Consider the following 18,357-nt stretch of genomic DNA (forward strand, 5'->3'; position numbering starts at 1 on the left):
CTCGATCCAACCCCCGGCGAGGCCCGTGTCAACGCCCTCACGCCCCGGCGATCTCACGCCCGGTTACGCGCAGAACTTCTGGATAGGCGCTTAGCTGCCGTAGACCTCCATCTCCCACAGGGAGTAGCCCCAGACGGTGGCGCGCTGCGTGCCATAGACCCGCACGTACCTGGCGCCCGCCGCCGTGAAGGTGATGTCGTCCACACCGCCGTCACTCGCGGTCGTGGAGTGGACCTGCGACCACGTCGTGCCATTGGTCGAGGTCTCGATCCGGTAGGACTTCCCGTACGCCGCCTCCCACTGCAACTTCACCCGGCTGACCTGCCGGACAGAACCCAGATCCACCGAGATCCACTGCGGGTCGGAGAACGCCGACGACCACCGCGTCCCCAGATTTCCGTCCACCGCGTTGCTCCCGGCGAACGACCCGTTCTCCGTCGAGGAGGTCGTGACCGGACGCCCGGCCGACAGCAACGCGACGCCCGGATCCACGGTGGGGGTGGGAGTCGGGTTCGGGGCGGTGCCGCAGTTGGCGGGGGCGACCCCGGCCGCGTAGCGGAGCCCGCCGTACAGGTGCGCCCGGAAGTTCGGCTCGGTGTAGGACGCGATGGTGTGACCGAGTCCGGTGTACCAGGCCCGGCCGCCCTGGTACTGCTTGCACCAGGCGATCGGATGGTCGGCTCCCATCGACCCGCCGGAGTAGGTCGACTCGTCCAGCGTGGCCAGCACGTGGGCGGTGGAGCGGGGGTTGGTGCGGTAGTTGTACAGCTCGTCGGTGCGCACCCAGGTCGCCGGCAGGTGGGCCGTCGAGGGGTGCGTGCGGTCCTCCACCCGTACGGTCGCCTGCTGGATGGCCGGATGGGAGGAGAAGTAGGCGCCGACCAGACCGCCGTAGAAGGCCCAGTCGTACTCGGTGTCGGCGGCCGCGTGGACGCCCACGTACCCGCCGCCGCCGGCGATGTAGGACTCGAACGCCGTCTGCTGCGCGGCGTTCAGCACGTCGCCGGTGGTCAGCAGGAAGACCACCGCCCGGTATCCGGCCAGGTTGGCCGTGCTGAAGGCGGCGGCGTCCTCGGTGGCGTCGACGGTGAAGCCGTTCTCGGCCGCCAGCCCGCGCAACGCGGTGATGCCCGCGGGGATGGCGTCGTGCCGGAACCCCGCGGTCTTGGAGAAGACCAGCACCTTGTAGGCCGGGTCCGCCGCCATGGCCGGCGCCCCCAATCCGATCGTGACGACGAGCAGCGCGGTGATGATCGCGATGATATTACGCACCGTAGACCTCCATTTCCCACAGGGAGTAGCCCCAGGCGGTGGCCCGCTGCGTGCCGTAGACACGCACGTACCGGGCACTCGCCGCCGCGAAGGTGACATCGTCCACCCCACCGTCACCGGCGGTCGTGGAGTAAACCTGCGACCACGTCGTGCCGTTGGTCGAGGTCTCGATCCGATAGGCCCTGCCGTACGCGGCCTCCCACTGCAACTTCACCCGGCTGACCTGCCGGACCGAACCCAGATCCACCGAGATCCACTGCGGGTCGGAGAACGCCGACGACCACCGCGTCCCCAGATTTCCGTCCACCACGTTGCCCGCCGCGAATCCGGCGCCCTCCGTCGAGGAGGCGGTGACCGGACGTCCCGACGACAGCAGCGTTCCGGTGGGCGGCTGCGTCCCGGTGGTCAGGGTGAAGTCGTCCACGTCGAACAGCGCGCCCGCGCCCCCGGCGAAGACCAGGAAGAGCTTGGTCGTGCCGGCCGGGGCACCCGTCAGGTTGGCGGAGACGTCGACGAACGTATCCCAGCCGCCCGTCGGCGCCACGGTGGCGGTGCCCAGCAGCGTCCCGGTCGCCGAGCCGGCCCTGACCTGGATGGTCCCGCCGGCTCCGGCCGAGGAGACCCGGGCGGTGAACGTGGAGACACCGGCCAGGACATAGGGGTCGAAGGCGATCCAGTCCCCGTTCTCGATGTTGCCGACGGTCTTCGCGCCGTGCGCGGTCGGCTTGTCGAACAGGGCGACGCCCTGGGAGGTGGTGTAGTGCTCGGCCTGCCGGTTCTTCGGCTGGGTGACGTGCTGGGTGTGGGTGGTGAGCCCGCCCGAGTCGGTGTACTCGGCGTCCCAGACCCCGAACAGGTTGGCCGCCCCGTCGTGCTCGCCGTTGCCGGGCGTCTGGATGGTGCCCGAGCAGCCGTTGCCCGTGGCGAGCGGGTGGCCGTGGGTGTCGTGACCGAGGATGTAGGTGATCTTCACCTTCGCACAGTCGATCGTCGTGTCCTCGGGGTCGGTGACGGTGACCCGGTACGGCACCGCGTCGCCGAAGCCGAACACCTGCCCGTTGAGCGGGAGGTCGATCCGCACCGTGGGCGCGGTGTTGCCGACGTTGATCTCAACGTTGGCCGTCGCGGTCAGGCCGGTGCTGTCCCTGACGGTCAGCGTGGCCGTACGGGTGCCGTCGGTCGTGTAGGTGTGGGTGGGGTTGGCGGCGGTGGAGGTGCCGCCGTCACCGAACGCCCAGGAGTAGGTGAGCGCGTCGCCGTCCGGGTCGGAGCTGCCCGCCGAGGAGAACGCCACGGTCAGCGGCGCCTTCCCCGAGACGCGGTCCGCCGACGCCTTGGCGATGGGCGCCCGCCCGCCGGTCCCGATGTGCTCGATGCGGTACAGGGCCGAGTGCTCGTTGCCGTTGAACCAGCCGGTCCCGTAGTCGAGCACGTAGAGGGCGCCGTCCGGGCCGAAGGCCATGTCCATCACCTGCTTGCCCGACCAGGGGAAGGGCTGGATGGTGCCTCGGCTGCCGTCCGCGTTGACCTCGATGTCCTTGATCCACTGCCGCTGGAACTCACCGGCGAGGAAGTGCCCGTCGAGCGACTGCGGGAACTTGATCGGCGAGTTCAGCGCGGCGGAGTAGCGGTAGACGACGCCGCCCATCGGCGACTCGGCACCGCAGCCGAACTCCGGCAGCGAACAGCCGTCGTAGGTGATCCAGGCGGGCTTGGCCGGGGGCAGCTTGACCTGGCCGGTGTTGTTGCGCGAGGTGTTCTCGACACCGGCCGCGCAGTCGTACTTCGCACCGACCGTCGCGGTGGCGTAGTTGTAACGGGCGTAGGTCTCGGCGGGGGTGTTGTTACCCGTGCAGTACGGCCAGCCGTAGAAGCCCGGCCCGGTGATCCGGTCGAACTCGACCTGGCCGCCCGGCCCCCTGGCGCCGGCGGTGCCCGCGTCGGGGCCGTAGTCGCCGAGGTAGACCACGCCGGTGGCCTTGTCGACGCTCATCCGGAACGGGTTGCGGAAGCCCATCGCGTAGATCTCCGGCCGGGTGTTCGCCGTTCCCGGCGGGAACATGTTCCCGGCCGGGATCGAGTAGGACCCGTCGGCGTTGACCTTGATGCGGAGCACCTTGCCGCGCAGGTCGTTGGTGTTGGCGGCGCCCCGCTGCGCGTCGAGTGCGGGGTTGCGGCCCGCCCGGTCGTCGAGCGGCGCGTAGCCGTCGTTGTAGCCGGGCTCGGTGTCGTCGCCGGTGGTGAGGTAGAGGTTGCCCGCGGCGTCGAAGTCGATGTCACCGCCGACGTGGCAGCATAAACCCCGGCTCGTCTTCACCTCCAGGACGTTCTTCTCGCTGGCGAGGTCGAGCGTGCCGTCGGTGTTCAGCCTGAAGCGCGAGAGCCGGTTGACGCCGTCGAAGCGCGCGAAGTCGGCCGCGGTGCCGGTGATCGGGGCGCCCCCCGGGGGTGTGGAGAGCGGCGGCGCGTAGTAGAGGTAGATGAACCGGTTCGAGGAGAAGCCGGGGTCGATGCCGACGCCCTGCATGCCCTCCTCGTCGTTGAAGTAGACGGGGATCTTGCCCGACACCTTGGTGTTCCCCGCGGCGTCGGTGAGCCGGATCGTGCCGTCGCGGGCGGTGTGCAGGACCGAGCGGTCCGGCAGCACGGCCATCGACATCGGCTCGCCCATCGTGGCGACCCCCTTGGCCAGCGTGACCTGCTGGAACCTGGCGGGATCGACGGGCGGGGCGGCCTGGGCCGCGACCCGGGCGGTGGCGGTGGCCGGGAGGGGGTGCAGGAGCGCGGTCAGGGTCAGGAGCGCGGTCAGGGGCGGTAACCATCGGCGGAGCGAGGCCATGGCGAGACTCCAGGTCTCTGTGGAGGGGGGTGGACCGGTGGTCAGGGTCTCGGGGTCTGTACTGCTGGGCGCTGACGGATGTGAGGGAGCGCTCTCCCACCACGAGATTGCTCTTGCTTACCAAAACTTGTCAAGAGGCTGATTAACCTGGTTGAAACGGCTCTCACACTTCCAGGTAACCGTCCGTGTATTTGAGAGAACGCTCCCTGAGGCCGGTTTTGCAACGTGCCAGTGGCCGGTGAGCTGGGACCTTTGGCACAGCTCGACGCGGTGGTACCACCCGTGGTCGACGCCGGGCGGAGGGGCCGTGCCGGCCGCCCGGGAAGGTGGCCAACCGGCCTCACCCAAGAGCAGGGGCACACTTCTGTCCGGATGCGGACATGGTGACAACCGGATAGCTTCGTAGTACGTCTTCCCAAATGCCACATTTGTCGCAATGGGAGTCGCCTTGCGCGTCCGATCTGTTCTCTCCGTCACCGTCCTGGCCGGAGGCCTGGCTCTCTTCCTCCAGCCGGCCGGCGCCGCCGTCAGCGAGGTGCGGCAGAGCTCGGCTGTCATCACCGACGTCGTGGAGTACCAGTGCACCACCACCGGCGCGACCGAGAAACAGAACATCAAGGTCAAGGTCGAGATGACGATGCCGGCCACCGCCACGACGGGTGAGCAGATGAGCATCGGCTGGCAGGGGACCTACGCCGACGGCACCGGGCTGAAGGCACCCGCGACGGGACTGACCGCCGACACCAGCCTGTACGCGTACGCGTCCATCAGCGGGCTCACCGGACTGACCTCCGCCACCGGGGTGGGTACGCCCGGTACGGTCGACGCGAACCAGGTCATCCCGCTGCCGACGGCCCCGGTCAGCCTGAGTACGACCTCGTCCAACGCGGGTACGGCGACGGTGCGGCCGGCCGCTCTGAACTTCGGGACCGCCGCCAACGCACCGTCGATCAAGTGTGCGGTCCAGAACCAGGCCGCCCTGACCACCTACCCCCTCACGGTCACCGCGGCCGACCAGACGGGGACGGAGACCGAGACCGGAACCGATACGGGGACCGAAACCGATACGGGTACGGAGCCGGAGACAGAGACAGAGCCGGAGACCGGCGGGAACGGCAGGGTGCAACAGACCCCGTCGGGGCCCGCCGCGACCGGGGGTGGCGGTGAGCGCGGGCCCGACGGGCGGATGTTCCTGCTGACCGGCTCCCTGCTCATCCTCACCGCCACCACCGGGCTCCTGCTGCGACGCCGCGCCTGGAGATGACCCGGCACTCGGCCCCGTCAAGGCGACGGCCCGGCCCTGACCGTTTCGAACACCGGAACCATGACGGGAAAGCGATTCCCCGCCGGGTGAAACCGGCACTTCCCTCGCCGAAGATGATGATGGATGATCGTTCATGGAGATAAAGACCAAGCGGCGACTGTCCACGACGGAGACCGCGAACCTGATCTTCCAGGCTCTGGGAAAGTGGCCCGTCTCCCTGCGGGAGCTTGACGCGGGCTCGTTCGCGGCACTGTGGCGCGCGCGGCTCGAAGACGGCGGCGAGCTGGTCCTCAAGCTCGGCCCTCCCGCCGACGTCGAGCTGCTCACCTACGAGCGGGACATCATCCGGACGGAGGCCCTCTTCTACGAGCTCGCCGCCGACACCGGGATGCCGATCCCCCGGCTGTGGCAGGCGAACCTCGACGGGCCGCTGCCGTACCTGATCATGAGTGCGATCGACGGCGTGGCCTGGTCGGAGCTGGCGGAACCACTGGCCGAGGCGGACACGAGAAGCCTCCGTTTCGAGCTCGGCCGGCACCTGGCCACGCTGCACCGGATCAGGGGAACTGCTTTCGGCTACCCGCAACTGGCCGAGATGACGGCACCGACCTGGCGGGAGGCGTTTCTCTCCATGGTCGACGGTGTCCTCGCCGACGCGGTCCGGTTCCGGGCGGTCCTGCCGTGGCCGGTGGACGAGATCGCGAGCGTCGTACGGGCTCGCGCGCACCTACTGGACGATGTCGTCACCCCCTCGCTGGTCCACTTCGACCTCTGGCCGGGAAACGTGCTGCTGGAGCCGGACCGCAGGCCACCGCGCATCGCGGCGCTGATCGACCACGAACGGGCGTTCTGGGGAGATCCGGTGGCCGACCTCGTCTCGGTCGACGTGTTCGGCACGGCCGAACAGGACGCGGACCTGCTGGACGGCTACCGCGAGGCCGGCGGCCACCTGGACCTCACCCCCGACACCCGCGCCCGCCTCGCCCTCTACCGCGCCTACCTGTATCTGATCATGCTCGTCGAGGAGGGGCCGAGGGGAATCGACCACCCCGAGCGGCACGAGCACACAGCCAAGGCACTGGTCAGGCAGTTGGTCCACTGACGACAGGCGCACGGGCGAATGCCATAACTCGGATGCCAAGGAGAGGAGTTCTGCGCACGGTACGACGCTCTCACCGGTTCCCTCTCAGTACCGGCTTCGCGAACCTCCTGGCCGATGACAGAACGTCCTGGCTGCCGCATCGTCCGGCACTTCCTCCCTCAGGATCAGGTGTTGCGACCACCTTTTAGCACCCAAGCCGTCAGAGTGGGGCTGGGGAACCCGGGTGCGGGTGTCGTCGGCGCCTTCGCCCAGGCGTATCAGGCAGCGGCCCACGTCGGCGACCGTCCGCGCGGCCGCGGGCACCGCGCCCAGCCGTGACCCGGCCACATGGGCACCCGACCCGACCAGCAGCACCCGGGCGCCGGGCCGGGCCGGCATCAGCTCCGGCGGCCCATCCGCTCCCATCAGGAACCCTGGGCGCCATCGGTGTCGGCGGCGGCGTCGGTGAGGACCTGGGTGAGCTGCTCGGTGAGGGCCTTGGCCGCCGCCGCGTCCAGGTCCTTGACGCCCTTGGCGGTCACCTCCATGCTGGGCTGCCCCTCACCACGGCTGAGCTTGACGCTCACCTCACCACGACGCGATCGCAACCACGCGACCAACACGGTCGCCGTTGAGGCGAACGCCCCTCCGGCGCCCAGCGCCATCTGCAGCCCCTCGACGACCGGACCCAGCGCACCAGGCTCGGGGTCACCTTCGACGATCCGCACCCGCCCGCGCAATTCGGGCTCCTGCGACAGCCAGGCGTACAGATCCCGCACCGTGTCCGCAGAATTCTCGCCCTCGACACTCAGCCGAACGACCACGAGCACTCCCCTATTTTATTAATGGCCCCCCGCGCCGACTCCGCGCTGTATGCGACTGGTTTCACCCGCGTACAGCAGATATCCGGAATCTACTCTGATAGCCCGGAGCAGTACACGCTTCCGCTCTATCCGGCACACCGGCCGGACACCGGCAGGCCCATAATTCGGTGCTGAGTTCTGACGCGTCCTTCCTGGCCACCTGCACCCACCTGCACCCACCGGCCCGCACCGGTCATGCCGGGACGGGGAGAACAGCCTCGACCACGGTGCCGCCGTGCTCGCCGTCACGGATCGAGCAGGTGCCGCCCACCTCGGCGGCCCGTTCGCACATCGTCGACAGGCCGGAGCCCGAGCCCCGAGCCGGCGCGCCGACGCCCACCCCGTCGTCGGTGACCCGCACCCGCAGGTCGCCCGCCCGCTCCAGCGCCACGGTGATGACCTCCGCACCGGAATGACGCCGGGCATTGGTCAGCGCCTCCTGCACGATCCGGTACGCCGCGACCTCCACCGCGGGTGGCAGCCCCTCCAGGCTCCCCCCGACGGTGACCGGCACCTCCACCGCCAGCCGCCGGATCGACTGCTCCAGCCCGACCGCGTCCAGCGTGCGGGGCCGGAGGCCCTGCACCAGCTCCCGCATCTCCCCGTTCACGGCGTCCATCCCCACCCGGAGATCGGACAGCAGCTGATAGGCCAGGTCTGGGGAGTGCCTCAGGGATCGCCGCGCCGCCTCCAGCCCGATCGTTATCCCGGTCAACCGGCTCCCCAACCCGTCGTGCAGGTCCCGGTGCAGCCGCCGCCGCTCCTCCTCCCGCGCCCCGGCCGCCCGTTCCCATGAGCGCCGCAGGTCATGAGCCATCTGTACGGCGTGCGCGACGTCGGCGACGATCGGCACCAGGACGGCCAGCATCCGCCGCTCGTACGCCCGGGGGAAGCGCCGCGCCCCGGGCGGGCCGAGGAGCAGCGTCCCGGCGGGTTCACCGTGCCACACCAGGGGGACCTTGCGAGGGTCGTCCCCGAGCTCGCCGACGACGTGGCTCTCCTCGGTCTCGACCGCCGCCCCGGTCACCGCCAGGCCGTCGGCCACCGCCCGCACCGCCGCCTCCAGTGCCTGGGCGGGACCGGCGTGCTGGATCTGCCGCCGCAGGGCTTCGGCGTGCACCTGCGGGTCGCCGCTCCTGCCGTACAGGAGCCGGTCGAGCAGGCGTTGCAGGCGCCGCTGAACGGGCAGGAACGACAGACCCGCGAAGATCGCCGCGACCACGCCGAAGAGCTCGCCGTAGTCGGCCAGGAAGAGTCCGGTGAGCGCGCCGACGGCCAGGTACGCCGTGGCGACGAAGACCACCAGGGCGCCGCCGACCAGGGCCCGGCTGACAAGCGTGTCGATCGAGTAGAGCCGGCAGCGGAGTACGGCGATGGCCACCGCGATCGGCACGGCCGCCTCGCCGATGGTGTCCAGCCAGAGGTAGTCCCAGCCGAGGATCTCGTTGAAGGCGAGGTTGTCGAACGCCACGACGGGCGCCAGCCAGGCGATCTGCCGCCGCACGTCCGGGTCGGCGCGCCAGAACCGGATGAGCAGCACGAGCAGGCTCACCCAGAGCAGCGGCCCGCAGATCGCGGCGGACACCTGGTACAGGCTCGCGAGCGGCCCGGCGGACTCGTGCAGCCGCGGGATGGCGATCACCAGCAGGAGCAGCTGCCACGAGATCAGCGCCAGATAGACCCAGCGCCATCGGGGCCGCAGCAGGCCGGCGTCCGGATGCGCGAGCGGCAGCATGAGCGCCGTGCAGGTGGTGACGGCGCTACGGAAACAGAGGAGCCAGTAGAGCGGCGGCGGGAGCGGCACCGCACCCTGCCCGTACACCTCGTACAGGGAGATGGCGAGCGTCACCCAGCCGTTGGCCGCCCCGACCAGCAGGAGCAGCCAGCCGACGATCAGCCCGGGACGGCGCAGCACGATCAGCATGCCCAGCGGGGTGCTGAGCAGTGCCTGGACGCGGGCGGTGTCGCCGATACCGGGCGGCCGGGGGTTGATCGCGAGCTCGATGACCACGTGCGCGGCCAGCGCCGCGAGGCCGAGCGTACCCAGGGACAGGGCCACGACCCGCACCGCGTAGTCCGCTTTCCGCCCCATGGATCCCCCCAGTAGGGGATTGTGGGGCCTGTGCCGACCTGTCAGCAAACTCTGACGACCAGGTCAGGCCCCGAGTGGCGATCTTCGGCCGGCGGCAGTGACGAAACGCCTGGTAATCCGTGCTGCCCGGGTTCCTGCACGACCACCTCCGGCACATGGGGGAGATCACCGTCCGCCAGGACTCCGGATTAGATCGCACGATTCCGGGCGGCTATTCCTGGTCCCAGGTGACCTCGAGCCGGTGCACGCCATAGATGTTCATGTTGTGGCGCAACGGAACGTCCTCGGCCGGGACGGCCAGGCGGAGGGTCGGGAACCGGCCGAACAGCGCGGGCAGCGCGACCCGCATCTCGACTCGGGCCAGCTGCTGGCCGAGGCACTGGTGGATGCCGTGGCCGAAGGCCAGGTGCCCGGTGGCCTGCCTGCTCAGGTCGAGGGTGTCCGGGTCGGGGAACTTCTCCGGGTCGCGGTTGGCGGCCTGGACCGCGAGGGTGACCGTCTCGCCCGCCCTGATCAGGTGACCGTCCAGCTCGACGTCCTCCAACGCCGCCCGGACGTTGGTGTGCGTGATGGTCAGGTAGCGCAGCAGTTCCTCCACCGCCCGGTCGACGCCGCTCGGGTCGGCGCGCAGTGCGGCGAGCTGGTCCGGGTGGTTCAGCAGGGCGAAGGTGCCGAGCGCGATCATGTTGGCGGTGGTGTCGAGCCCGGCACCGAGCAGGAACGCGCCGAGGCCGGCGACCTCCTCGTCGCTCAGGTCGCTCGCGGTCAGCTCGCTGAGCACGTCGTCGGTGGGGTTCGCGCGTTTGGCCCGCACCAGTCCACGCACGTACTCCTGCAGCGCGTTCCAGGCCGCGTACATCTCCTCCTGGGAGATGTACGAGGAGGTCAGCGCCTTCGCGTGACGGTTGAAGGTCGCGCGGTCCTCGTACGGCACGCCGAGCAGTTCGCAGATCATCATCGCCGGGACGGGGTGGGCGAACGCCTCGACCAGATCCACGGACGGGCCGTGGTCCTCCATGGCGTCCAAGTGCTCGGCGGTGATCTGCTCGACGCGTTCGGTGAGCACCCGCATCCGGCGAACGGTGAACCTGCCGGTGAGCAGCCTGCGGTAGCGGGTGTGCTCGGGCGCGTCGATCCCGGTGAGATCGCCGACCGGCGCGGGCGGAAACTCGGTGACGCCCGGAATCGGCAGCGGGAAGTGCATGAGCTCGTACCGGGAGCTGAACCGGGTATCGGCCAGGACCGCGCGAGTCAAGGCATGGCCGGTGACCAGCCGGCCGACGTGCCCGTCGGGATAGGTCATCCTGGTGATCGGGTTCGCCTCACGGATCCGGCCCAGTTCCTGTGGCGGATCGAACGGACACCCCTCGGGGCGGGTGATGGGCAGCGAGTCGACCGGCGGAACCTGTTGGTGCTGCATCGTTTCCCCTTGGCTCAAGTGCGGCTTAGCGGGTGGACTCGCGGTTGAACAGCTTCTTCGACCAGAGATAGCCGCCGAGCGCGATGACGACGCACCAGCCGACCGCGATGACGGCGTTGTTCCCGATCGGCGTGCCCATCAGCAGGCCGCGCAGGGTCTCGATGAGCGGCGTGAACGGCTGGTACTCGGCGAACCAGCGCAGCACGGTGGGCATCGAGTCGGTCGGGACGAACCCGCTGCCCAGGAACGGCAGCAGCAGCAACGGCATACCGACATTGCTGGAGGACTCGACGGTCTTGCTGGCCAGGCCGAACGCGACCGACAGCCAGATGAAGGCGAAGGCCATCATCACCAGGACACCGACGAGGGCGAGCCAGTCGCCGGGCCCCGCCGACGGCCGAAAACCGATGAGCAGCGCGACGCCGAGGACCGCCGCGATGCTGAGCATCGTCTGGATGAGGCTGCCGATGACGTGCCCGGTCAGGACCGACACCCGGGCGATGGCCATGGTACGGAACCGGTCGACGATGCCCTCGGTCATGTCCATCGCGATCGAGATGGTGGTGCCCTGGACCGCGGCGGTGATCGTCATCAGGATGATCGCGGGGGTGACGTAGTTGACGTACTCCGCACGTCCGCCGGAGAGGCCGCCGATCCCGGCGCCGAGCGTGCCGCCGAAGACGTAGACGAACAGCAGCAGGAAGACGATCGGCATGCCGATGAGCTGCAGTGTCATGGACGGGTAGCGCACCATGCGCTTGAGGTTGCGGCGAAGCATCGTCGCCGAGTCGGTCAGGGCGTGTGACACGGTGCTCATCGTGCGCTCACTTTCTCCTTGTTGCCGGTCAGAGCGAGGAAGACATCGTCGAGGTCGGGGGTGTGCACGCTCAGCGAGTCGACCTCGACCGCGTTGTGGTCAAGCCGGTCCAGCAGCGCCTTCAGCGACCTGAGGCCGCCGTCGTGCGGTATGCGCAGGGCGAGCGTGTCGCTGTCGCGAGATGCCTGCTCCACGACGCGCGCGGCGGATTCGAGGGTGCGCTCGTCGGCGAACCGCAGCAGGACGTGGCCGCCGGGAATGCGCCGCTTGAGCTCGTCCGCGGTGCCCTCGGCGACGATCCTCCCGTGGTCGAGCACCGCGATCCGGTCGGCGAGTTCGTCGGCCTCCTCCAGGTACTGGGTGGTGAGGAAGATGGTGACGCCACCGGCCACGAGCTCCCGCACGATCTGCCACATGGCGCGGCGGCTGCGCGGGTCCAGCCCGGTGGTCGGCTCGTCGAGGAAGATCACCTGCGGTGAGCCGACCAGCGTCATCGCGAGGTCGAGCCGCCGCCGCATCCCGCCGGAGTAGGTCGCCGCCGTCTTGCCGGCCGCATCGAGGAGGTCGAACTGTTCGAGCAGCCGGGCGGTTCTGCGTCTGCCCTCCTTGCGGCCCAGGTGGTGCAGATCCGCCATCAGGGTCAGGTTCTCCTGACCGGTCAGCAGGTTGTCGACCGCTGAGAACTGGCCGGTGACGCCGATCGCGGCACGCACCGCGTCCGGCTCGGCCGACAGGTCGTGACCTGCGACCTGTGCGCTGCCCCCGTCGGCGCGGATCAGGGTGGACAAGATCTTGACTGTGGTGGTCTTGCCGGCGCCGTTGGCGCCGAGCAACGAGAAGACGGTGCCCCGCGGGACGTTCAGGTCGATGCCGTCGAGCACGACGTGGTCGCCGTAGGAGCGGCGCAGTCCGGTCGCCGTGATCGCGGGCTGGGATGGCATGGCCATTGTGAACCCCCTTTTTTCGAATTTCGAGATCTGGTCAGGAACGGCGGACGGTGATGTCGCCGAACGAGGTGTGCGCGCGGACTTCGACGCTCTGCTCGGACTCCTTTGGTGCCTGGCCGAGGCCCTCCAGCCGGTTGTCCACCCGCCCGTAGGAGGTGTTCAGGTCGAGCCATGCGGCGGTGCTGGCGGCGACACCGATTTCGAGGTGGCCGGTCGAGGTGTGCAGCGTGACGGTGTCGCGCGTGACCTGGCCGATGCGGATGGTTCCGTTGGAGGTCTTGGCGTCCACCATGGCGTCGGCCCGGTCGATGGAGATGTCGCCGTTGGCCGAGCGCACCCGCAGTTCGCCGGTGACGGTGCCGATGTCGGTGTTGCCGTTGGAGTTCTTGATGACGGCGGTGCCGCCGATCTCGCCGATGTGCACGCGCCCGGTGCTGGTGGAGACATCGGCGTTACCCGCGACCGTTTCGACGGTGATGTCACCACCGGCGGTGTCCAGTCGAAGCGGTCCGGTCCGGTCGAGACGGAAATGCCCGACCGACGCCTTGAGCCGGCACTCCCCCAGCGTGCCGACGCCGCGCAGGTCCCCCACCGACAGGTCCGCGTGCACGTGCGAGCCGGTGGGAAGCTCGATCAGCACGTCGACCGACCTGGTCTTCTTGGAGAAGTCGAGCATGCGGGCCTTCGGCCCACGGACCGTCAACGTGCCGTTGGCGTACTCGACGCGCGTCTTTTGTGCGGCGTCGACGTCGGAGTCGTCGGATGCGTCGCTCGGCCGTACCTCGACGACGGTGTCAGTCCGGTCGCTGGCGATGATCTGCACGTCACCGACGGAGAGCTCGATCGTGGCGGAAATCGGTTCAGGCGTGGCGAAAACCGGCATGGCTATCCCCTCAGAATGAGTCAGAAGAACATCCCCGCTGGTCGGAGATGTACGAAGAAAGTGGTTCCGGGTGTCGGCGTGGGCTAGCGGGCCCAGCCGGTGTAACGCTGCGCATTGCGCTTGCCGCGCCGGTCGGAGCCGTGGTCGCTCTCCGGGGCACGCAGCGCGGTCGAGGCGGCCCGCACCAGCCAGGCGTTGAGCGAGCGACCTTCCTTGCCCGCCGCCTCCTCGATCGCGGCCTTGAGCTGTTCCGGGAGGCGGACGTTGATCCGTGCCACCGGGCCGTCCTCGAAACTCGCCGCGGCGTCATCGGCCGACACCGCGCCCAGATCCGGGGTGTCCTGGAGTGGCTGCTCCGCCTGCCGGACCGTCACGACGAAGTCCGGGTCACGTCCGCGCAGGTGCACCTGGACCGAACCGGGGGCCAGGTCTCGGGTGATCTCGTCGGCGGCGGCCGACAACGCCTCGAGCAGGGTGAGCCGGATCGCCGACTCCATCGACACGGTCAACCGCTCGATCAGCACACTGGCGTCGCCATCACCGGTCTCCACGGCGGTCAGCAGTTCGCGACCGAGGGAGGCCACATACGGGGTCAGGTTCATGGCATCACTATGGCACACCATGGTGCCACCATCAAGCCACATTGGCTCAGATTGGCACCACTCTGGCTCAGACCGGATGTTCAGCCGACCACGACACGACAGACCGATCCCGGAACTCGCACGTCAACTGCCGGAAAGCGGGGCTCCACGAGAAGTCAGGTGTGAGTGAAGCACTTGCCGCTTGGCGGTGTGGACGTGACGGATAAACCTGGTGCGGCCGTGCCCTGCCGTCCAGCACGATGAGGTGATGAACGATCTGTCTGAACGGAGTGTGGACCGGTCGGCGTCCGACCCCTGGCTCGACCGGATCCTGCGCGAGGGTGCCACGCCCGGGTTGCTGAGCGCCCTGGTCGAACGGCTCTCGCCGACCGACCTGCAGACGCTGCTACTGGAGGTCTACCGCCGCCGCGCCGCCGCCGTGACACCGGGTGGCCTGCTGCGGGCCTACGAGCGCAACCGTTTCACCGCGCCGTCGGCGCTGGACGCGGGTGAGCTGGCACGCCTGGAGTCCCTTGTCCACGGACGGCTGGCCCGGCATGGTTTCACCGGGCTGGCGCTGTCACCACTCTGCCCGCTGGGTACCAACTCGGCGGTGGCGACCGTGGACCAGCACAAGGTGGTCACCACCGTCCGCAACACCGAGGTCGTCGCGGACGCCACCAACGTCCTGGCCCTGGAATGCGCGGTACGCCGCCGGGAGTCGCTGCGGGCCGACCTTCGGTCACGCCAGCGGGTTCGGCTCGCCGCCGTCCATCGGGTGGTGCGCGCCCAGGTCTTCGCCGGGCCTGGCATGTCCGCGCACTTCGCGCTGCTGGCGCTGTGCACCGCCGGTCGCGCCGAGGGGTCGTTCACCTTCGAGACGGCGGCGCTGGCCGAGCAGATCGGCGTCCACCTCGACGTCCTGCGCGGTGCCCGCGAACTCGGCTACCAGATCTCCGCCGTACGGGTGCTCCTCACCGACCTGACCGAGGGACGGCATCGCCAGGCCCTACACGAACACGTCCTGAACCGGCTCGCACCGGCGCATCCCGACACCACGTTCGCCTTCGACGACGACCGGGTGAGCGGCCGCGGCTACTACAGCGGCGCCTGCTTCGAGATCCGCGCCGCCACCCCCACCGGGGACGACCACAGCCTCGGCGACGGCGGATTCACCACCTGGACCGCCGACCTCCTCAGCGACGCCAAGGAACGCCTGCTCATCAGCGGCCTCGGCCTAGAACGCCTCTGCGGCCTGTTCCACCAGCACGCCGGATAGCTGCGGTCGCCTTCCCAGGGCTGAAGGAGTTCTCACATCGTGAGACCCAGTGCGATCAGGTGAAGCCGAGCAGGCGTAGCGCACCGATCGCAGCTCGGCGCGCGGCGGGATCGGCGGACCGGCCTGTTCCAAGCTCCGCACCCCGATACCGTGGGCCAGGACCTCTTACGGAGCACGGGCGATCCAGTGCCGGATCGCGGCGTAAGAGACCGCGCCGACACGATCGCCGCCTGAACCAGGACCAATATCAAGGCCAGTGGATGGCGCCGCCCGCGTCGATCACGAGGATCGGGGACCTACGCCCACATCTGGCGCAGATCGGCCCAGTCCACGACCTCATCGGGCGGTGTGAGAGGTTCGCCCTGGTCAACGGAGTTGACGGTGGCGTTGATGGCGGATGCGACGGGCGGCACGGCAAACTGCACGGACAACTGTGTACAAGGTGGCGCGGCGGACGTTGTCAGCCCCGGTCAGCCGGGTGGTCCACGAGATTGTGACCGAGCGGCGGTCGAGGGCGTGCTCGGTCGAGGTGACGCTGGGGCGATAGCCTACGATCAAGAAAAAATCTCCCCCCGACCCTAAGGATCGTCTTGTCCCTGCGGACCAAAATACAAGCGGGCCTCACCTGCACAATCATCGCCGCCGCTACGGTCATGACGGCAGCCAACCCCGCCGCGGCCACCGGCGGAACGTGCGGCTCCGGATACAACCTCCTGAAGTCGTATCCGCTGAAAAGCGTCTTCAGCAGCAGCATCCCCGGAGATCTCAGCATCTACTACAGTCCTTCCACCGGAAATAATTGCGCCATCACCCGGGCGAGGGCGGCATGGGATGGCAAGGCACAGAATGTGTATGTCTCACTGGGCGACGGCGGGGCCTCGTACGTAACGGACCCGCCGAGCGGCAGCAGCAAGAATTACCACTATTACGCGGGGCCGGTTTACAAATATCTGAAGGGTAAGTGCGTTTATTCCGTCGGCTATCTGGAGTATGGCGGACTCGAATACTACGTCCACGCCGACGGGGTCCACTGCGGATAATCCCGGTTCGTCGTCGTAAGCAGTCACATTACGTCGACTGAATCAGAGAATCTACGCACGATCGCGATTTCGGGGCTTGGGGAAAATCGGAACGGAAGGCGACGCCAAGCCCCGTTCTTGCAGGTCAGAGCAGGGCCGACGGAGTTCTCGGATGCTGAGACGGCCAGGCAAGGCAGGTCACAGCTTGATCGCGTATGGCGTGGCATGAGAGTGACACGCAACAAGGCCCCGTAGAACGACGGTTCTCACATCAAGCCGACCAACGGAGCCTCGCTGTCCGTGCGGTTTGCCATGCCGCCCGTCCTGTCCGCTACCGCCTGCCGCCGGGCTGCTTCCGCGATTCGGTCCAGGCATTCACCCGCGTCAGCGTTGACGAGCTGGCCGGCGGTCAGGTCAGGGCCAGTAGCCGGTCGCACTCCTGTAGCAGGCGTTGGCGGAGTGGAGCGGAGCGTTCGGTGAAGGCGCGCTGGGCGGTCGCGTACTCCGCGCGGCCTTCGGCGGTCTCCACCTGGATCGGCCGGTAACCCAGGGCGCCCAGGTCGTACGGGCTGGCCCGCATGTCCACGGTCCTGATGTCGCGGGCGAGCGCGAAGCAGTCGGCGACCAGCTCGCTGCCGATCAGCGGTGACAGCTTGTAGGCCCACTTGTAGAGGTCCATGTTGGCGTGCAGGCAGCCCGGCTGCTCCAGCTCCCGCTGGCGTTCGCGGGTCGGCTGGATCACGTTGAGCGGGCGGGCGGGGGCGGTGAAGAAACGGAACGCGTCGAAGTGGCCGCACCGCACTCCGCGCTGGTCGACGATCTCCTCGATCCGCTCGGGGGAGAGCCGGAGTGGGAAGGAGGAGTGCCGGATCTCCGCCTCCGGCGTCCGGTAGACCATCGCCCACTCGTGCATCCCGAAGCAGCCCAGATAGGGCGGACGGCTCGCGGTGGCGGCCAGCAACTCCCTCGTCCAGCCGATCGCTGCCGCGCGCTGCGGCAGGACCCGCTCAAGGTCCAGTACGGCGCCTTCCGCGCGGTCGCGGTAGTTCGGCCCGAAGGAACTCGCCCCCGCCAGGATCACCTCGGCCCCCGGATGCCATCGCAGCAGGCGTCCGGGCCGGAAGCTGTAGTAGGTGAACAGGAAGTCCTCGACCGGGTGGGCGACCCGCTCCTGGCCGCGGCGCAGATGCGGCTCGACCCAGGCTCCGACCCGGTCCCGATGCGCCGAGGCCCGGCCCCGCCACTCCCGCTCGCTCAGCACTTCCACCCCAGCATGGTAAGAAGCGCCGGCCGGTAAGTGGTAAACGGAGACTCTTCCCTTCCTGCAGTCGTAGATCATGGTTTGGCGGGGTCTGCCGCTCTCGCCCCGGATGGACCGTCGCAGCCCGCACGGCCCGTAGCCGCCCGCCTCCTGACCTGATGCGGCCTCGAATCCGACCTGTCGCGGACGAGAGCCGCCGTGGCCTCGCCCGCGACAGGCCGCCGCCGACGGCCCCGTTACGGACGCAGGTCGGCCCTCGCCTCGCCGGTGTCCGTACCGACGTCGGGGAACGAGTGATGTTCGTGGGCGACGATCCAGCGGCCGTGCTCCTTGCGCAGGCCGAGCGTGAGCCTCAGGCGGTTCTCAGGCCGGTCGGCGAGATCCTCCCGCGTTCCGCAGCGCAGCAGGGCGTGCGCGTAGGCGATGTCGTCACCGACGGTGACGTCCAGCGAGTCGATCTGGAACAGGGCTCCCTGTCTCTGCCATTCGAAGAAGGGCGGCCACGACTCGCGGTAGGCGTCGATACCGCGCACACCCTCGTACGGTGGCGGCACGTCGAACATCACGATGTCCTCAGAGTGGTCCGCGAGGACGCCGCTCATGTCGCCCCTGTGCACCGCCTCGGCCCAGTTCTCGACCAGAATCCGGATCTGTTCCTCGTCAGCAGGCATTCTTCGGCCCGGTCCTTTCCGGTTGGTGATCCCGTCAGGACTACAACCCGCGCCGACCCGGAAAGTCA

Annotated in this window: 16 protein-coding genes; 4 read left to right on the forward strand and 12 right to left on the reverse strand. The window is 68.9% G+C overall.

The annotated features are described in order from the left end of the window. Window positions 1-90: 90 nt before the first annotated feature. Window positions 91-1,272: a ThuA domain-containing protein gene (locus ABZ260_RS08405; RefSeq protein WP_355614389.1), complete on the reverse strand. Its 1,182-nt coding sequence runs from the start codon at window positions 1,270-1,272 to the stop codon at window positions 91-93. Continuing rightward, the gene (locus ABZ260_RS08410) at window positions 1,265-4,111 is read right to left on the reverse strand and encodes a PQQ-dependent sugar dehydrogenase (protein ID WP_355614392.1); all 2,847 of its coding nucleotides are present in this window, start codon (window positions 4,109-4,111) and stop codon (window positions 1,265-1,267) included. The genes ABZ260_RS08405 and ABZ260_RS08410 overlap by 8 nt, the downstream gene beginning before the upstream one ends. A 448-nt stretch (window positions 4,112-4,559) precedes the next feature. Between ABZ260_RS08410 and ABZ260_RS08415 the strand changes: the two genes are divergently transcribed. Next, window positions 4,560-5,375, forward strand: coding sequence for a hypothetical protein (locus ABZ260_RS08415; RefSeq protein ID WP_355614395.1), 816 nt, complete (start codon window positions 4,560-4,562; stop codon window positions 5,373-5,375). Window positions 5,376-5,508: 133 nt separating this feature from the next. Further along, window positions 5,509-6,477: a phosphotransferase gene (locus tag ABZ260_RS08420; protein ID WP_355614398.1), complete on the forward strand. Its 969-nt coding sequence runs from the start codon at window positions 5,509-5,511 to the stop codon at window positions 6,475-6,477. Between the two features lie 404 nt (window positions 6,478-6,881). On the opposite strand, the gene ABZ260_RS08425 is transcribed toward ABZ260_RS08420, so the two are convergent. The 7 genes from ABZ260_RS08425 to ABZ260_RS08455 all read right to left on the reverse strand — a co-directional run bounded on the left by ABZ260_RS08425 (window position 6,882) and on the right by ABZ260_RS08455 (window position 14,080). Next, window positions 6,882-7,286, reverse strand: coding sequence for a hypothetical protein (locus ABZ260_RS08425; protein WP_355614401.1), 405 nt, complete (start codon window positions 7,284-7,286; stop codon window positions 6,882-6,884). 226 nt (window positions 7,287-7,512) lie between these two features. Continuing rightward, entirely contained in the window at window positions 7,513-9,411 is a 1,899-nt protein-coding gene (locus ABZ260_RS08430) for a sensor histidine kinase (RefSeq protein ID WP_355614404.1), read from the reverse strand. A gap of 211 nt (window positions 9,412-9,622) precedes the next feature. Then, window positions 9,623-10,831 (reverse strand): cytochrome P450, encoded by a 1,209-nt coding sequence (locus ABZ260_RS08435; protein WP_355614407.1) that lies wholly within the window; start codon window positions 10,829-10,831, stop codon window positions 9,623-9,625. Between the two features lie 25 nt (window positions 10,832-10,856). Next, window positions 10,857-11,648, reverse strand: a complete 792-nt coding sequence (locus ABZ260_RS08440; RefSeq protein WP_355614410.1) for an ABC transporter permease — start codon at window positions 11,646-11,648, stop codon at window positions 10,857-10,859. Further along, window positions 11,645-12,589 carry an ATP-binding cassette domain-containing protein gene (locus tag ABZ260_RS08445; protein WP_355614481.1) on the reverse strand — a complete coding sequence of 315 codons (945 nt, stop codon included), beginning with the start codon at window positions 12,587-12,589 and terminating at the stop codon, window positions 11,645-11,647. Before ABZ260_RS08445 ends, ABZ260_RS08440 begins: the two co-directional genes overlap by 4 nt. Before the next feature lie 40 nt (window positions 12,590-12,629). After that, window positions 12,630-13,478, reverse strand: coding sequence for a DUF4097 family beta strand repeat-containing protein (locus ABZ260_RS08450; RefSeq protein WP_355614413.1), 849 nt, complete (start codon window positions 13,476-13,478; stop codon window positions 12,630-12,632). 83 nt (window positions 13,479-13,561) lie between these two features. Then, window positions 13,562-14,080: a toxin-antitoxin system HicB family antitoxin gene (locus ABZ260_RS08455; RefSeq protein ID WP_355614416.1), complete on the reverse strand. Its 519-nt coding sequence runs from the start codon at window positions 14,078-14,080 to the stop codon at window positions 13,562-13,564. A gap of 247 nt (window positions 14,081-14,327) precedes the next feature. On the opposite strand from ABZ260_RS08455, the gene ABZ260_RS08460 reads away from it, so the two are divergent. Further along, a complete protein-coding gene (locus ABZ260_RS08460) occupies window positions 14,328-15,338 on the forward strand; it encodes a hypothetical protein (protein WP_355614419.1) in 1,011 nt (336 codons plus the stop codon). A gap of 296 nt (window positions 15,339-15,634) precedes the next feature. On the opposite strand, the gene ABZ260_RS08465 is transcribed toward ABZ260_RS08460, so the two are convergent. Further along, window positions 15,635-15,763 carry a hypothetical protein gene (locus ABZ260_RS08465; protein WP_355614422.1) on the reverse strand — a complete coding sequence of 43 codons (129 nt, stop codon included), beginning with the start codon at window positions 15,761-15,763 and terminating at the stop codon, window positions 15,635-15,637. 165 nt (window positions 15,764-15,928) lie between these two features. On the opposite strand from ABZ260_RS08465, the gene ABZ260_RS08470 reads away from it, so the two are divergent. Beyond that, window positions 15,929-16,378 (forward strand): hypothetical protein, encoded by a 450-nt coding sequence (locus ABZ260_RS08470; protein ID WP_355614425.1) that lies wholly within the window; start codon window positions 15,929-15,931, stop codon window positions 16,376-16,378. Between the two features lie 388 nt (window positions 16,379-16,766). Here the strand turns inward: ABZ260_RS08470 and ABZ260_RS08475 are convergent, their stop codons facing one another. Then, on the reverse strand, window positions 16,767-17,624 hold the full coding sequence (locus tag ABZ260_RS08475) for a 3-methyladenine DNA glycosylase (protein WP_355614428.1): 858 nt from the start codon (window positions 17,622-17,624) through the stop codon (window positions 16,767-16,769). A 230-nt stretch (window positions 17,625-17,854) separates the two neighbouring features. After that, window positions 17,855-18,289, reverse strand: a complete 435-nt coding sequence (locus tag ABZ260_RS08480; RefSeq protein WP_355614431.1) for an SgcJ/EcaC family oxidoreductase — start codon at window positions 18,287-18,289, stop codon at window positions 17,855-17,857. Window positions 18,290-18,357 lie beyond the last annotated feature (68 nt).

The organism is Streptosporangium sp. NPDC006013 (genome assembly GCF_040614275.1).
GTDB lineage: Bacteria > Actinomycetota > Actinomycetes > Streptosporangiales > Streptosporangiaceae > Streptosporangium.

Bases quoted from the DNA above. Each gene is read 5' to 3' on its own strand.
- ABZ260_RS08435 (WP_355614407.1), bottom strand. From the start codon at position 10,831: ATGCAGCACCAACAGGTTCCGCCGGTCGACTCGCTGCCCATCACCCGC.
- ABZ260_RS08445 (WP_355614481.1), bottom strand. From the start codon at position 12,589: ATGCCATCCCAGCCCGCGATCACGGCGACCGGACTGCGCCGCTCCTAC.
- ABZ260_RS08440 (WP_355614410.1), bottom strand. From the start codon at position 11,648: ATGAGCACCGTGTCACACGCCCTGACCGACTCGGCGACGATGCTTCGC.
- ABZ260_RS08430 (WP_355614404.1), bottom strand. From the start codon at position 9,411: ATGGGGCGGAAAGCGGACTACGCGGTGCGGGTCGTGGCCCTGTCCCTG.
- ABZ260_RS08460 (WP_355614419.1), top strand. From the start codon at position 14,328: ATGAACGATCTGTCTGAACGGAGTGTGGACCGGTCGGCGTCCGACCCC.
- ABZ260_RS08410 (WP_355614392.1), bottom strand. From the start codon at position 4,111: ATGGCCTCGCTCCGCCGATGGTTACCGCCCCTGACCGCGCTCCTGACC.
- ABZ260_RS08420 (WP_355614398.1), top strand. From the start codon at position 5,509: ATGGAGATAAAGACCAAGCGGCGACTGTCCACGACGGAGACCGCGAAC.
- ABZ260_RS08450 (WP_355614413.1), bottom strand. From the start codon at position 13,478: ATGCCGGTTTTCGCCACGCCTGAACCGATTTCCGCCACGATCGAGCTC.
- ABZ260_RS08455 (WP_355614416.1), bottom strand. From the start codon at position 14,080: ATGAACCTGACCCCGTATGTGGCCTCCCTCGGTCGCGAACTGCTGACC.
- ABZ260_RS08480 (WP_355614431.1), bottom strand. From the start codon at position 18,289: ATGCCTGCTGACGAGGAACAGATCCGGATTCTGGTCGAGAACTGGGCC.